The organism is Roseovarius tibetensis, assembly GCF_050896375.1.
Classification (GTDB): domain Bacteria; phylum Pseudomonadota; class Alphaproteobacteria; order Rhodobacterales; family Rhodobacteraceae; genus Roseovarius; species Roseovarius tibetensis.
The window spans coordinates 17784-33182 of the sequence record NZ_JBPBBB010000030.1 but is presented as its reverse complement, the minus strand read 5'-3'; the positions used below and the strand labels follow the sequence as shown (position 1 = coordinate 33182).

General features: G+C 65.0%; 15 protein-coding genes and 1 riboswitch. Of the genes, 4 read left to right on the top strand and 11 right to left on the bottom strand.

Going from position 1 to position 15399, the window contains the following annotated elements; all coding sequences use genetic code 11:
- Positions 1 to 92: 92 nt before the first annotated feature.
- From ACROSR_RS15655 to secG, 10 genes are all read right to left on the bottom strand, one after another.
- Positions 93 to 1913, bottom strand: coding sequence for a TonB-dependent receptor plug domain-containing protein (locus tag ACROSR_RS15655; protein WP_432686702.1), 1821 nt, complete (start codon positions 1911 to 1913; stop codon positions 93 to 95).
- A gap of 134 nt (positions 1914 to 2047) precedes the next feature.
- Positions 2048 to 2260: riboswitch (cobalamin riboswitch) on the bottom strand.
- A gap of 39 nt (positions 2261 to 2299) precedes the next feature.
- Entirely contained in the window at positions 2300 to 2908 is a 609-nt protein-coding gene (locus ACROSR_RS15650) for a nucleotidyltransferase family protein (protein WP_432686700.1), read from the bottom strand.
- Entirely contained in the window at positions 2905 to 3711 is an 807-nt protein-coding gene (locus ACROSR_RS15645; RefSeq protein WP_432686698.1) for an ABC transporter permease, read from the bottom strand. The genes ACROSR_RS15650 and ACROSR_RS15645 overlap by 4 nt, the downstream gene beginning before the upstream one ends.
- Positions 3708 to 4589, bottom strand: coding sequence for an ABC transporter permease (locus ACROSR_RS15640; RefSeq protein WP_432686704.1), 882 nt, complete (start codon positions 4587 to 4589; stop codon positions 3708 to 3710). The genes ACROSR_RS15645 and ACROSR_RS15640 overlap by 4 nt, the downstream gene beginning before the upstream one ends.
- Before the next feature lie 51 nt (positions 4590 to 4640).
- On the bottom strand, positions 4641 to 5357 hold the full coding sequence (locus tag ACROSR_RS15635) for a transporter substrate-binding domain-containing protein (RefSeq protein WP_432686696.1): 717 nt from the start codon (positions 5355 to 5357) through the stop codon (positions 4641 to 4643).
- 27 nt (positions 5358 to 5384) lie between these two features.
- Entirely contained in the window at positions 5385 to 6158 is a 774-nt protein-coding gene (locus ACROSR_RS15630; protein ID WP_432686694.1) for an ABC transporter ATP-binding protein, read from the bottom strand.
- A gap of 97 nt (positions 6159 to 6255) precedes the next feature.
- Complete coding sequence (locus tag ACROSR_RS15625; protein ID WP_432686692.1) at positions 6256 to 6702, bottom strand: tellurite resistance TerB family protein; 447 nt, start codon at positions 6700 to 6702, stop codon at positions 6256 to 6258.
- Positions 6703 to 6746: 44 nt separating this feature from the next.
- The gene (locus ACROSR_RS15620) at positions 6747 to 7184 is read right to left on the bottom strand and encodes a tellurite resistance TerB family protein (protein ID WP_432686690.1); all 438 of its coding nucleotides are present in this window, start codon (positions 7182 to 7184) and stop codon (positions 6747 to 6749) included.
- A gap of 88 nt (positions 7185 to 7272) precedes the next feature.
- Positions 7273 to 8916 (bottom strand): CTP synthase, encoded by a 1644-nt coding sequence (gene pyrG, locus ACROSR_RS15615; RefSeq protein WP_432686688.1) that lies wholly within the window; start codon positions 8914 to 8916, stop codon positions 7273 to 7275.
- Positions 8917 to 9088: 172 nt separating this feature from the next.
- Complete coding sequence (gene secG / locus ACROSR_RS15610) at positions 9089 to 9454, bottom strand: preprotein translocase subunit SecG (RefSeq protein ID WP_432686686.1); 366 nt, start codon at positions 9452 to 9454, stop codon at positions 9089 to 9091.
- Between the two features lie 368 nt (positions 9455 to 9822).
- Between secG and ACROSR_RS15605 the strand changes: the two genes are divergently transcribed.
- A complete protein-coding gene (locus ACROSR_RS15605; protein WP_432686684.1) occupies positions 9823 to 10443 on the top strand; it encodes a class I SAM-dependent DNA methyltransferase in 621 nt (206 codons plus the stop codon).
- Positions 10444 to 10620: 177 nt separating this feature from the next.
- On the opposite strand, the gene ACROSR_RS15600 is transcribed toward ACROSR_RS15605, so the two are convergent.
- Entirely contained in the window at positions 10621 to 11016 is a 396-nt protein-coding gene (locus ACROSR_RS15600; RefSeq protein WP_432686682.1) for a DUF6524 family protein, read from the bottom strand.
- A 152-nt stretch (positions 11017 to 11168) separates the two neighbouring features.
- Here ACROSR_RS15600 and ACROSR_RS15595 point away from each other — a divergent pair, with 152 nt between their 5' ends.
- From ACROSR_RS15595 to ACROSR_RS15585, 3 genes are all read left to right on the top strand, one after another.
- Positions 11169 to 12464, top strand: coding sequence for an adenylosuccinate synthase (locus ACROSR_RS15595; RefSeq protein WP_432686680.1), 1296 nt, complete (start codon positions 11169 to 11171; stop codon positions 12462 to 12464).
- Between the two features lie 19 nt (positions 12465 to 12483).
- The gene (locus tag ACROSR_RS15590; RefSeq protein WP_432686678.1) at positions 12484 to 12708 is read left to right on the top strand and encodes a DUF2842 domain-containing protein; all 225 of its coding nucleotides are present in this window, start codon (positions 12484 to 12486) and stop codon (positions 12706 to 12708) included.
- A gap of 252 nt (positions 12709 to 12960) precedes the next feature.
- Complete coding sequence (locus tag ACROSR_RS15585) at positions 12961 to 15387, top strand: GcvT family protein (RefSeq protein WP_432686676.1); 2427 nt, start codon at positions 12961 to 12963, stop codon at positions 15385 to 15387.
- Positions 15388 to 15399 lie beyond the last annotated feature (12 nt).

The following is a 15399-nucleotide window of genomic DNA, read 5'->3' as shown; positions in this document are numbered from 1 at the left end:
CCTCTCCCCCCCCCCCCCCCCCCCCCCCCCCCCCCCCCCCCCCCCCCCCCCCCCCCCCCCCCCCCCCCCCCCCCCCCGACTGTGCCATTTGCCTAGAACGAGGCGCGCAGGCCCGCATAGGCCGCGCGGCCCGAGGTGTTGAACCCGCCCGCGGTCTCGTAATCCTCGTCAAAGAGGTTCTCGACCCGCAGGAAGGCCTCGACATCATCGTTCACCTCGTAGGTCGTATTGACGTGCACCAAGGTGTGATCGCCCACCTTGTTGGCCGCAGGAGCAAAGCCCGACGGCTCGATATCCGCAACATGTTGCACGGTGAACTGCGCCGACAGGTTCTTCGAGACCTGCGCGTCCAGTCCGAGCGCCACGTCATGACGCGGCACTCGCGCCGCGCGCACATCGTTCTCTCGCGCATCGGTATAGGTGTAGGCCCCGTTCAGAACCAGCGCATCGTTGATGACATAGCGTCCTGAGAGTTCCAGCCCCTCGCCGGTGAAATCGCCCTGCTCGAAACAACCGAAACTGCTGGCGCAGCGGGTCGAATTGCCATCGAAGGCGATCTGGTCGTCGATTTCCGTGTAGAAGACCGTCGCGCGGACGAAGCCCTCGCCGGCGAACCGCTTTTCCAGGCCGATATCATAGCTGGTGCTTGTTTCGGGCTGAAAGTCCGGGTTGCCGAAGAACGGGTCGAGCTGCGACAGCGTCGGCGCGCGAAACCCGTCAGAGGCCGAGGCGCGCAGGATCACGTCGTCCTGCAGCCGCCAGGCAAGGGCCGCGCGCGACGACAGTTCGCCCGAGAATTTCGAATGATCGTCATGCCGCACCGAGAACGCCAGATCGAGGGTCCGCAGCGGGGCGACCAGAAGTTCCGCCTGCAGGCCGGTCAGGTCGATGGTCTGGTTGAGATCCTCTTCCTCGGTGTAGTCGCCGCCGAAATTAAGCGTCCAGATGCCCCCCGGATCATAGCTGCCCCGATACTCGATGCGGTCGCGTTCGCCCTTGAACCGATCCCCGGTGCCGTTGGAAAAACTGACGCGATCCGTCTCGAAGGTCGACACGGACAGCTCGTGGGTGACCGGCCCTGTGTCCAGTTCGGTGAACAGGCGCACGCCCGTCACCTCGCGGTTGTTGTACTCGTCGAAGGGGGGCGCACCATCGCCGCCGAACTCGTCGAACTCGGCGCGGCTGTCGATGTAAAGCGCACTGAGGCCCGCCGCGAAAGTGTCGGTAAGCTGGTGGCGTGCGTAAAGATTGGCCTGTGTCGCCTCGTACCCGTCATCCTCGGTTCCGAAGGCCGACGCCGAAAAGCCATCGGTCTCGATCCGGCTGATCGAGAATGCGAGATCGGTGCGGTCGGTGCGCGCGGTCAGGCCGAGAACGCCGCGCCGGAAGGCGTATTGCCCGGCCTCGGCCTCGGCAAAGCCGTGCACGCCGTCCTCGGTGGGGCGCAGGCTTTCGATGTTGACCACGCCGCCCACGGCGTTGAGACCGTAGCGCGCCGATTGCGAGCCTTTCAGCACCTCGATCCGGCCCAGCCCGGCATTGGTCAGCCCGCCGAAATCAAAGCCGCCGCCGCTGCTGGCGGGGTCGGTCACGTCGATGCCGTCGATCAATACCGGCACATAGGCCCCGCCAAGCCCCCGGATGCGCAATGTCGAGGTCGTGCCAAGCGGCCCGTTGGCCGAGGCGGAAATGCCCGGCTCGAATGTCAGGACGTCGCCGATGCGGGCGCGGGGCGCGGACCGGATCGCATCTGCATCGATCACCTCGACGGTTGAGCCGCTGCGCGCCAGCCGGGTGATGGTCTGGTTGGCGGTCACGGTGATCGTGTCGAGGTCTAGAACCTCTTGTCCAAGTGCGGGTGTGGTGCAGAGCGCACAAAGCGCGCTGGCCGTGGTCATCTTGAGATATGTCATGTCATGCCTATTGGTGCCGCGTGGCGGCATTGGTGTTCCAAACGATAAGTCGTTGGAAAGGCATACCTTTCCGCAGACGGTGAAAGTGCCACCACTACGGAAAAGACCGTTATCCAGTGCGCGCCCCGCGCCCGGATAGGGTGATCACTTCGGCAGGTCTCCTGACTTGCGGGTCATGGCTTTGCCGGGTCTTCCCATCGCGGGGTCCGCGACAGTGACATGGGTCCGGCTTCGCTCACCGCTTACAGTTGCGGGGGCAGTCGCGGTCTTGGCCACCTGTCGGGGGCCGCACCGTGTTCCCTATTACCCGGACAGATCATGCCCGGACCAAAGTGGTGTGACGGTACTGAAACCGGACCGAATTGCAAAGAGAAAATGTCCGCCGGTCAGCCGCCGTTGCGTGCGCGCCACGTCGCCCAGGCCTCGGGCGTGTCAAGATCGGTGGTCGCGCGTGTGTCGGGCAGGGCGAGATGGCGCACGGGATGCGTGCGCAGAATGTCGCGCGCGCCGTCATCTCCCGTCAGCCGCGCCAGGGTCGGCAGGACATCGGCCGGGAAGATCACCGGGTGACCGGCGCGGCCATCCTGAGAGGTTGCGCGCAGGATCGACCTTGAATCATTAGCTTGCAGAACGGTCTTCAAGTCCTGCGTCAAGAGATCCGGCAGGTCGGGCAGGACCACCATCAGTCCGGCATAACCGCCCGCGCGCGCCCGATCCGCCCCGGCGCGCAGCGAGGCCGACATACCGGTCGCCGCATCGTTCACGGTCATCAGGTGAAGGCGTGGGCCGACGAGATCCCGCAAGGTGTCGGCACGCTCGGGCCGGTCGGGCGGCAGCGTCACCGCGACATCCAGCCCAAGATCCAGCGCCGCTGCCACACGGTCACGCAACAGGGGCTGGCCGCGCACCGGTTCCAGCAGCTTGTCGCGGCCGCGCATCCGCGACGACGCCCCGGCGGCGGGCAGCAGGATCAGGACCCGCGGACCGGTGCTCATCGGATCACGTTCAGACGCAATCGCAGACCGCGCCGCGCCGCTTGCGGCAGGTGACGGTTGAGACGCCGGTTGATCAGCCCGAAGATGCCGATGATCACCAGAGTCAGCAGAATGAAATAGCCCGCGAGGATCGGGTAGGGCACGAAGGGATTGAAGGTCTTGTCGGCAAAGAAATTGGCGTAATAAAGCGCGTCACCGCGTTGCTGCCATGCCGGGAAGCCGGAAAAGAAGACCAATGTGGTGGCGTGAAACAGGAATATCGCCTCGTTGGTATAGGCGGGCCAGGCCAGCCGCAGCATCGTGGGCCAGATGATCTTGCGAAAGCGTGGCAGGCCCGAAAAGCCATAGGCATCGGCGGCCTCGACATCACCGCGCGGGATCGAGCGCAGCGCGCCGTAGAAGATCTCGCCCGAATAGGCGGCGGTGTTGAGAAACAGCACGACAAGCGCGCCCAGCCATGCCGAGGTGAACGCGTCAAAGACCGGAGACACGGATTTCAGCGACAGGAACAGGAAGTAGGCAAAGAAGAACTGGATGAAGAGAGGCGAGCCGCGAAAAATGAAGATGAACCATTCCGACGGCTTGCGGACCAACGGGTTGCGCGTGCCCTTGCCCACGGCAACGGCGGTAGCAAGGAAAAACCCCGCGAGAAGGGCGATCGTGCCGAAATAGACGTTCCAGATCAGCCCCGACCCGATCAGCGTGAAATGCTCGCACAGGGTATAGCCCTCGCGCGGCAGAAGACGCTCGCCATAGCCCAGTGAGCGCAGCCCGTAGTCCTGGATCGTTTGCCAGCAGCTCATGCGGCTTTCCTCTGGGCGTCGCCGCCGGTGGTGGCCTGACCGTGGCTTAGCCGCTGCATGACCCGTTCGAGAAACAGCTCGGAGATGCGCGTCAGCCCCAGATAGAAGACCAGCAGCGCCATGAAATACCACATGCGCCAGTCACCATGCGGATAGTCGGTAAAGCGCGGGTTCGCGGTCCCGCCCAGTTCTCGGGCCCAGTAAACGATATCCTCGACCCCCAGCAGGAACAGCAGCGGCGTGGCCTTGGTCAGCACCATCCACAGGTTCGACAGGCCGGGCAGGGCGTAGATCCACATCTGCGGCACAAGAATGCGCCAGAAGGTCTGGCGCGCAGTCATGCCGTAGGCCTCGGCGGTCTCGATCTGGGCGTGAGGCACGGCACGCATCGCCCCGAAAAGCACGTTGGCGGCAAACGCCCCGAACACGATTGCGAAGGTCAGTACCGCGATGAAGAAGCCGTAGGTCTCATGCACCCATTGCGGGGCATTGCCCAAGGGCAGCTTGGCCGCCTGACAGACGACGAAATCGTTGCCCTGCCAGATCGGCTGATCCCAATCGGGGCATTTGACCTTGTGGCGGATCGCCTCGAAGAGCTGGTCGAGGGCGATCACGAAGAACAGAAAGAACGCGATATCCGGAACACCGCGCACGATGGCGATATAGCCCTTGCCGAACCAGTTGAGCGGCCAGATCCGCGAGCGGGCCGCCATCGCCCCGCCAAAACCGAAGACAAGGGCGGCGGGCGCGGTGATCGCCAGCAGCAGCAGAACGGTGCCGGTGGCGTAATAGAGATTGGCGTGCTTGCCCGTGGTCAGGTAGCACGACAGCCATTTCAGGCCTTCGAGGCTCGCAGGGTCGGAGCAAAACGAAAAGATGGCCGGCCTCCAGGGCTGTGGCAGGCCCCCGCGCGGGGGCCTGGGGCTGGATCAGAAGGTCGAGGACACGTCCCACTTCTTGATCAGTTCGTTGAGCGAGCCGTCATCCTTCATCGACTGGATCGCCGCGTCGAAGGTCTCGCGCAGCTCGGTGTCGGATTCGCGCACCCCCATACCGACGCCACCGCCAAGCGGCACGTCCGTGCCGACAAACCGCAGGTCGGGGTTGTTCTCGGCGATCGGCACGAGATAGGACTTGTCGGCCAGCACCGCGTCGGCCTCGCCGTTGCGGACGGCCGCGACGGTTTCCTCTGGCGTCGCGAATTCGACCAGCGTCGCACCCGATTCGGCCACGTAGCCGGCCTGGATCGTGCCGGTCTGCGCCGCGATCACGCCGCCGGTCGTGTCGACGTCTTCGGACATGCCCAGATAGGCCGAAGGATCGGGGGGCGTGTAGTTCTGGGTGAAGTCGATCACCTCATCGCGTTCGTCGGTGATCGACATGCCCGCAATGATCGCGTCGTAATTGCCGGAAACGAGGTTGGGGATGATGCTGTCCCAGTCGGTCGTGACCCATTCGCAATTCAATTCGGCGCGGTCGCATAGCTCGTCGCCGAGGTCACGCTCGAACCCGTCGACCTCGCCCGCGTCATTGATGAAGTTCCACGGCGGATAGGCGCCCTCGGTCCCGAGGCGGACGACGTCCTGCGCCATGGCCATGCCGGCCATCATGGTGACAGCGGCGGTGGATACCATGAGTTTTTTCATGTGGTTGCTCCCTCTTGGTTGGTGGTTTCAGGCGGCCATGGTCGAGCTGAGAAAGCCCTGTAGCCGCGTCGATTTCGGGGCATTGAAGAGCGCGTCGGGCGCGCCTTCCTCCTCGATCAGGCCCTGATGCAGGAACACGACGTGATCGCTGACATCGCGGGCCATGTTCATGTCGTGGGTGACCAGGATCATCGTGCGGCCCTCGGCCGCCAGATCCTTGATGACGCGGATCACCTCCTGTTCCAGCTCGGGGTCGAGCGCCGAGGTCGGCTCGTCGAAGAGAAGTGCCTCGGGCTCCATGCACAGCGCGCGGGCGATGGCGGCGCGCTGTTGCTGGCCGCCCGAAAGCTGGGCGGGATACATCTCGCATTTCTCGGCGATTCCGACCTTGTCAAGATAGCCGCGCGCGGCCTGTTCCGCCTCGGCGCGGTCGCGGCCCAGCACGGTGACGGGCGCCTCCATCACGTTCTGCAGGATCGTCATGTGCGCCCACAGATTGAATTGCTGGAACACCATCGACAGGTTGGTGCGGATGCGCAGCACCTGTCTGGCATCGGCGGGTCGGCGATGTGCGCCCGTGCCTTTCCACGTGACAGGCTCGTTCTTGAACAGGATCTCGCCCTGTTGGCTGTCTTCCAGCAGGTTGGCACAGCGCAGCAGCGTGGACTTGCCCGATCCCGATGACCCGATAAGCGAGACGACATCACCCCTGCGGGCAATGATATCGACGCCCCTTATGACCTCGAGCCCGCCGTAGGCCTTGTGCAGATTGCGGATTTCCAGAACCGGTCGTTCCGTCACGCGTATCCCCCGATGTCGCGATCCATGTCATTTCCGTGACAGTAGGAAGGAAAATCAGCCGCAATGCAACTCGCAATGCGCGGGGGTTGACGCGGTGTCACTCGTTTGTGGCGGCGGTGACCTGCTGTCGGGCAAGCGCGCTGTCGCGGTCCGAGATACCAAGAAAGTTCGCGACAAGCCGCAAGAGCGCATCCTCGCTGGCGTCGCGCGCTCCATCGGCCATTGCCACCTGCCACAGCGCAAAGATCACCGCGCGCCGTTCCTCGTAAGGTACCGCATCCTTGATCGCACGGGTGAATCGGACGGTATCGGGGGCCTCGCCCTCCAGCGTTTCGGCCTCGCCGCGCAGCGCCACGGCATCCGCCTGCGAAAGGTCGTAGCGCGTCTCGATGATCCGGGTGATGCGCTCGACCTCGGCGGCGTCGTAATCGCCATCGCTGCGGGCCACACGGACAAGAAGCGCGGTGAGGGCGAGACGTGCGTCGCCGTCATCGAGCGGGTCGGGTTCGGGTTGAACCAGTCGGTTGAGAAGATCTGCAAACATTCAGCAGATATAGGACGTCGCATGACAGGTCGCAAACTGGAAATTTACGGCGCCTCGGCGCGGGCGCGCGCGATGTCGCCGTCTGCCTCGGTCAGGCCCATGGCCGCGCGCGCGGCATCAAGCACGCGCAACTCGGGCGGCAGGGTTTCGCCGTCCGACAGCACAACCTCCCACAGCGCGGCGAGCGCGGACAGGCGGGTCTCATGGGTGACGCCTTCGCGGATGAGGTGGCCGAACCGCTCGGTGTCGGGGGCGGCATGTTCAAGCTTTTCGCAGGTGGCGCGCATCTTGGCCGCCTCGACCGGCCCCAGATCGTAGAGGCGCGTCAGCAGCCGGTCGATCCGCCGGATTTCCGTGACATCGTAGTGACGGTCCGATTTGGCGATGCGCACCATCAGTGCCCCGAGCGCCAGTTTCTCGTCGGGCTCGGGCAGGGGGGTCGGCCCGGGGGCGGCAAAGGCCTGCAGAAGACGTGACAACATGATGGGGCGTGCTTGACCTTGTAAAACCATGGACCGAAGCAGGAAATCCTGCGGGGTCGCCGGTGCGGCCCCCCTGACCTGTCCGCGGTCAGACCAGTCGCGACGTCTCTATCGCGGCGCGGACGAAATCGGCGAAAAGCGGATGCGGTGCAAAGGGTTTGGATTTCAACTCGGGGTGATATTGCACGCCGATGAACCACGGGTGATCGGACCATTCGACGATTTCCGGAAGGCGCCCATCGGGCGACATGCCGGAAAAGGTCAACCCGCACTGTTCCAGCTTTTCGCGGTAGCGCGTGTCGACCTCGTAGCGGTGGCGGTGACGCTCGTCGATATCTGTGCGGCCATAGACCTGCGCCACGCGGGACCCCTCCTTGAGCACCGCGTCATAGGCGCCGAGGCGCATGGTGCCGCCCTTGTCGTCGCTGACCTTGCGCTGCACCTTCTCGTTGCCCTGCACCCATTCCTTCAGGTGGTAGACCACCGGCTCGAACCGCTTTCCCCCGGCTTCGAGGTCGAACTCTTCGGACCCGGCGGTGCTGACGCCTGCCACGTTGCGCGCCGCCTCGATCACCGCCATCTGCATGCCCAGACAGATCCCGAGATAGGGGATCTTGCGGGTGCGGGCGAATTCGGCCGCGCGGATCTTGCCCTCGGTGCCGCGCTCGCCGAAACCGCCGGGCACGAGAATGGCGTGGAACCCTTCGAGATGGGCCGCGGGATCCTCGCGCTCGAACACCTCGGCATCGACCCATTGCACGTTGACCTTGACGCGGTTGGCCATGCCGCCATGCGTCAGCGCCTCGCGGATCGACTTGTAGGCGTCTTCAAGCTGCACGTACTTGCCCACGATGGCGATGTTCACCGCGCCGTCGGTATTGTGGATGCGGTCCACCACATCCTTCCACACCGTCAGGTCCGGGCGCGGGGCCGGGCTGATCTGGAACGCGTCGAGCACCGCCTGATCCAGCCCCTCGCGGTGATAGGCCAGCGGCGCCTCGTAGATCGATTTCAGATCATAGGCGGCGACGACATGTTCCTTGCGCACGTTGCAGAACAGCGCGATCTTCTCGCGTTCCTTTTCCGGGATCGGATGCTCGGACCGGCAGACGAGGATGTCGGGCGCGATGCCGATGGATTGCAATTCCTTGACCGAGTGCTGAGTCGGCTTGGTCTTCAGCTCGCCCGACGCGGCAAGATAGGGCAGCAGCGTCAGATGCATGAACAGGCACTGCCCGCGCGCGCGGTCATGGCTGAACTGGCGGATTGCCTCGAAGAAGGGCAGGCCCTCGATATCGCCCACGGTGCCGCCGATCTCGCAGAGCATGAAATCGACCTCGTCATCGCCGATGGCGAGGAAATCCTTGATCTCGTTGGTGACATGGGGAACGACCTGGATGGTCTTGCCCAGATAGTCCCCGCGCCGTTCGCGATCCAGCACGTTGGAATAGATCCGCCCCGACGAGACCGAGTCGCTGATCCTCGCGGGCACCCCGGTGAACCGCTCGTAATGGCCGAGGTCGAGATCGGTCTCGGCCCCGTCATCGGTGACGAAGACCTCGCCATGCTCGAACGGCGACATCGTGCCGGGATCGACGTTGAGATAGGGATCAAGCTTGCGCAAGCGCACCGAAAATCCGCGCGCCTGCAACAGCGCGCCAAGCGCCGCCGAGGCAAGACCCTTGCCGAGGCTGGAGACGACGCCGCCGGTGATGAAAATGTAACGTGCCATGCGCGCGCAAGACCCCCGTGATTCTGCCTTATGATGCGTGGCCTACAGCCCCGGCGTGGATTGCGAAACCCACCCCGTCACGGGGGTTGACGCCTACAGGACCGACGAACCCTGCGCAAGACAGCCGCGCGGTGTGGCAGCCATCTGTGCGCGGTTCCAGACGCCCGGACCGTCAGTCCGCTGTCGGTGCCAGCGGTGCGGTGCTGTCATCCGATGACGGCGGCAGCAGCGAGCCGCCATCCGGCAAGGCCGGCGCGCCGTCCTCCACCGGGGCGGATGTGCCCCCCAGACGGTCGAGGACCGAACTGCCCGCCGATTGCTGTGCCGCGATTATGGTCAGTGTCAGCGACGTGACGATGAAGGCCGCGGCAAGGATCCAGGTGACCTTGCCGAGCGCTGTCGCGGCGGCGCGGCCGGTCATGGCCCCGCCACCACCGCCACCCATGCCAAGCCCCCCACCCTCGGAGCGTTGCAGCAGCACCACCCCGATGAGCGCGAGCGCCAGAAGCAGGTGGATGGTCAGAACGACATTTTCCATGGGATAACGGGCCTATCACTTGATCGCGGTTCGATGGCGTATCTAAGCAATTCGGATCCTGCCCGCAACCCGGCAATGTCCGGGCCGGGGCGTCGCCGAGGCATGGCGCGAAAACCCGGCCCTTGGGGCGATCATGCCGACAGCTGCGACCGGGCGCGGGCCCGCGCGCGCCCCGTTTCGCCCGTTTCTGGCCTGTGCCCCACCGGATTCCGATACCGTGAAGATCGAGGTCCCCGGACCGATGCGACGCGCCGCTGCGGTGTGGCAGTGTGGCTGGCGTCGCTTTCTGGTCGCAAGGCGTCGTTTATTGAATAGTCCGGTGGAGGATGATACCACGCCGCGACCTGATAACCGACACGGAGATCGACATGGCACGTACAAGCCCGTTCCTCGACAACATCTACAACACCGATGGCGGTGAAAGCATGCGCCGCTATTATGACGATTGGGCCGATAGCTATGACACGGATCTGCGCGAGAACGATTACCGGACACCCGGCCGCTGCGCAGCCGCTCTTGCGGCGCATCTCGACGACAAGGCGGCTGCAATCCTAGATTTCGCATGCGGCACGGGCATTTCGGGCGTGGCGCTGCACGAGGCGGGGTTCACGACCATCGATGGCACGGATATTTCGGACGGCATGCTGGAAAAGGCGCGCACCAAGGGAGTGTACCGCGATCTTTTCCGCGCAGAGCCTGATGGCGTTCTCGATACGGGCGGGCGCCAATACAGCGCGATCGTGGCCGTGGGCGCGATCGGTGCGGGTGCCGCGTCGATCGCGTATATCGACGGGGCCCTTGCGCATTTGCCCCCCGGCGGCATTTTCATCGTCTCGCTCAACGACCACACCCTCGAGGACCCGCAATTCGAGGCGCGGTTGACACAGGCGGTCACTGACGGGCGTGTCGAAAAGATCATGGCCGAAGACGGCCCGCACCTGCCCGAGATCGGGCTTGGCGCGCGTGTCTGGGCTGTGCGCAAGGTCTGAACCAAGGAGGCGTCCAGGGGTCCACTGGGCGCATCACCACCTTCAGCCTGCAAGGACCGGCCCTGATGCCGGCCATGCGCGCAGCCCCCACATGTCGCGATCACCCGGCCGGCCTGTGCCTGTTCGAGACGACATCTTCGGGCCGGCAGGGGACGGGCGGCCTGATCGCGGGACGATCTACTCGTCCACGTCGTCCATGTCCGCCTGACCCGACAGCTTGCGGCGCACATGCGACCAGCTCAGCCCGACGCCAAGGACGAACGAAAGTGCAAACAGTGCCAGCCAGACATTGAGCGTGGGATTGTCAAAGGAAATGACCCCGTAATCCTGCAAAACCCAGACAAGCACCGCGACTATGGCAAGCACCAGCCCCATTCCGATCCCTCCGATCGATCGCAGCGTCGCGCGCAGATATATGATGTAGCCCACCAGCAGGATCAGCCCGAACAGCACCGTCAGCGGCATCTGCGTGTCGAAATGTGTCCGTGCCCAGGACACGAAATTCCACTCGGTCGGGTTGAAGGTGGCCGCCAACAGCACGAAGGCCACCACCCATCTCGCCAGAAATCCCATTCGTTTGCCCCTTGTGTCGTCATCATCGGCCACAGCACTGGCGCAGGTCGCGCGCGGTGTCCAGCCGGGCAGGCCGGATTTTAGCGGTTTCACCCGCTGCGCCGCCCCGTTATACCGACGCGCGGTTTGGACCAAATGCCGAAGGATACATAATGGCAAACGTTGTCGTCGTCGGGGCCCAGTGGGGGGACGAGGGAAAAGGCAAGATCGTGGATTGGCTGAGCGAGCGCGCGGACGTCATCGCGCGGTTCCAGGGCGGTCACAATGCGGGCCATACCCTGGTGATCGACGGCAAGGTCTACAAGCTCAACGCGCTGCCCTCGGGGGTGGTGCGCGCGGGCAAGCTGTCGGTGATCGGCAATGGTGTCGTGCTGGATCCCTGGCACCTCATCGAGGAGATCACGAAGATCCGCGAGCAGGGCGTGACCATCACGCCCGACACGCTGATGATCGCCGAGAACACGCCGCTCATCCTGCCGATCCACGGCCAGCTCGATCGCGCCCGCGAAGAGGCGGCCTGCAAGGGCACCAAGATCGGCACCACAGGGCGCGGCATCGGGCCCGCCTACGAGGACAAGGTCGGGCGCCGCGCGGTGCGGGTGGCCGATCTGTCCGACGAGGCGACGCTGATCGCCCGCGTCGATCGTGCATTGCAGCATCACGATCCGTTGCGCCGCGGCCTCGGAATCAAGGCGGTGGATCGGGAGGCGCTGATCGCCGGGCTGATGAAGATCGCGCCCGAGATCCTGCCCTACGCCGCCCCCGTCTGGAAGGTGATGGGCGCGCAGCGCCGCGCCGGCAAACGGATTCTCTTCGAGGGGGCGCAGGGCGCGCTTCTGGATATCGATTTCGGCACCTACCCGTTCGTCACCTCGTCGAACACGATCGCCGGACAGGCGGCGACAGGGGTCGGCGTGGGCCCCGGCGCGATCGATTACGTGCTGGGCATCGTCAAGGCCTACACCACCCGCGTGGGCGAAGGCCCGTTCCCGACAGAGTTGCAGGATGCCGACGGTCTGAGGTTGGGCGAGCGCGGCCACGAATTCGGCACGGTGACCGGACGGCAGCGGCGCTGCGGCTGGTTCGACGCGTGCCTCGTCCGCCAGACCTGCGCGACCAGCGGCGTCAACGGGATCTCGCTGACCAAGCTTGACGTCCTCGACGGGTTCGAGACGCTGCGGATCTGCGTGGGGTACGATCTCGACGGCACGCGGCTGGATCATCTGCCGATCGCCGCCGAGCAGCAGGCACGCTGCACGCCCGTCTACGAGGACATGCCCGGCTGGACCGAGTCGACCGAGGGCGCGCGCCGGTGGGCGGACCTGCCCGCCAACGCCATCAAGTATGTACGCCGCGTCGAAGAGTTGATCGATTGCCCCGTCGCCCTACTCTCCACGTCACCCGAACGCGAGGATACGATCCTCGTCACCGATCCCTTTGCGGATTGAAATGACAAAGGAGGTCCGCATGGCGCTGAGTTACAAGGCGCGGAAACGCTGGTCGCTGGTGGTTCTGCTGATCGGGTTGCCCGCCTACATCGTGGTCGCGGTAAGCCTCGTGAACTGGATGGACCGTCCGTCGATCTGGATTGAACTGCTTGTCTATATCGTCCTCGGCGTCATCTGGATCGTTCCGCTCAAGCATGTCTTCCTCGGCGTCGGACAAGCGGACCCGGATGATCGCGGGGACTGATTCCGGTTTCACCTTTCCAGAAATACTCGATACCTCACGGCGCAACAGGCGCGGCGGAAGCAGCGGGTGGCGCGACTGCGAGGTTCGCCCACGGAGGGATGGATGACGCTACCCCGCCACCTCGTCCGGATCATGCCAAGTCGAAGAATTGACCGCGTTGGCAGCATAGCGACAGGGCATGTCGCGGATTGGCAATAAGGCCCGCGACGGCAGCGACAGTCTGGGGGGCGATACAACGTTGCAGGAGTACGGATGAAACCCCATGCACAGGCGGTCGTGATCGGTGGCGGCGTGATCGGATGCTCGATCCTCTATCACCTTGCCAAGCTGGGATGGACGGATGTGGTCCTGCTGGAGCGTGACGAGCTCACAAGCGGGTCCACATGGCACGCGGCCGCCAACATCCACGGCCTGCATGACAGCGCCAATATCAGCCGCCTTCAGCACTACACCATGACGCTCTACAACGAGTTGGAGGCAGAGACCGGCCAAAGTTGCGGGGTGTTCCAGCCCGGAAGCCTGTACCTGGCGCAGACCGAGGACCGCGCGCACCAGCTGCGCTTGCAGGCCGCCAAGGCGCGGCTTTACGGCATGAATTTCCACGAAATTTCGCGCGACGAGGCCGAGCGGTTGCATCCGTTTGTGGATTTCGACGGCATCCGGTCGATCATGTTCGAGCCGGATGGCGGCAATGTCGACCCGTCCGGCGTAACCAACGCCTATGCCGTGGGGGCACGCCAGCGCGGCGCACAGATCCACCGTTTCACGCCCGTCACGGCGACGCGGGCCCAGCCCGACGGCACGTGGATTGTCGAAACCCCCGCGGGCGAGATCCGCACGCCTTGGGTGATCAACGCCGCCGGATTGTGGGCGCGCGAGGTGGCGCGGCTTGCCGGGATCGAGCTGCCCTTGCAGCCGACCGAGCATCAGTATTTCGTCACCGAGGCCATCCCCGGCATCGCAGCGCTGGACCGGCGTCTGCCTTCGGTCGCGGATCGCGATGGCGAATACTACCTGCGCCAAGAGGGGCAGGGCCTTTTGATCGGGGCGTATGAGCGCGACATGCGGTTCTGGGCCGAGGCAGGCACCCCGCCCGATTTCGCGCATGACCTCTTTCCCGACGACCTCGACCGGATCGAGGATAACATGATGCGCGCCATGGACCGGGTGCCGGCCGTCGCCGAGGCGGGAATCAAGCGGGTGATCAACGGCCCGATGATCTGGTCGCCCGATGCCAACGTGATGCTTGGCCCGGTGCCGGAACGGCGTGGGTATTTCGCCTGTTGCGGCATCATTCCAGGGTTCAGCCAGTCGGCGGGTATCGGATCGATGGTGGCCGAATGGCTGGTGGAGGGCGAGATGTCGTATGACATGTTCGGCTGGGACATCGCGCGGTTCGGGGCGTGGGCGAACGATCGCGACTTCGTCAAGGCGCGCGTCAGGGATCAGTACGCGCACCGCTTTGCCATCCATTTTCCCAATGAGGAGCGCGCGGCGGGCCGTCCGCTGCGCACGCGGCCCGTCCACGAGACGCAATCCGGGATGGGCGCGGTGTTCGGGTTGAATTACGGCTGGGAGCATCCCTTGTGGTTCGCCGACACGCCCGGCGAGGTCGAAAGCGCGGGGTTCACCCGCCAGAACTGGTGGGGGCCGGTGGGCGCCGAGGCCCGAATGCTGCGGGCGCGGGCCGGGATCATCGACATCTCGAATTTCGCCAAGTACCGCGTCGCGGGACCCGGCGCCGAGGACTGGCTGAACGCGGTATTCGCCAACCGGATGCCCGGCGATGTGGGCCGGTCCTGCCTGACGCCGTTGATCGGCGTGCGCGGCGGGATCGCCGGGGATGCCACCGTCACGCGTCTGGCCGCGGACGAGTTCCGGGTGATCTCGTCGGGTATGGCCGAACGCTATCACAAACGGTTCTTCGACGCCGTGCCGCTGCCCGAGGGCACCGTATTCGAAAGCCTGACAGATGACGTGTGCGGCTTCAACGTCGCCGGGCCGCATGCGCGTGCGCTGCTGCAGCCCCTCACCCGGACATCGCTGGCGACGCCGGATTTTCCGTTCATGGCGAGCCGTCGGATCGAGGTCGCGGGGGTCGATTGCCTTGCCCTGCGGGTCAGCTTCACCGGCGATCTCGGGTGGGAGCTGCATTGCGCCACCGAGGATCAGGCGCGGCTTTACGACGCGCTGATCGCGGCGGGGCGCGACATGCGGGCCGGGCCGGTGGGCAGCCGTGCGCTGACCAGCCTGCGTATCGAGAAAGGATATGGGTCATGGGGGCGCGAATACGGCCCCGAATACTGGCCACAGGAGGCGGGGCTCGACCGGCTGTGCAAGATGGACAAGCCGTTTCTCAACCGCGATGCGCTGGCAGATGTGATGACCCGGCCGCCACGGGAACGGCTTGTGCTCATGGCCCTCGACGAGGCCGACGTGACCGCGTCGAACGCCGACGCGACGGGCGGCGAGCCGATCTTTCACGAGGGTCGCGGCATCGGGCGCGTGACCTCGGGCGCCTATGGCTATTCCGTCGGGCAAAGCCTCGCACTGGGCTATGTCGCGGCCGCGATGCAGCCCGGAGATCAGGTCGAGGTCATGGTCCTGGGACGTCCGCACCGTGCGCTTATCCTGCATGAGCCGCCGTTCGATCCGTCAGGATCGCGCCTGCGTGGCTGACCCGGTGCGAGA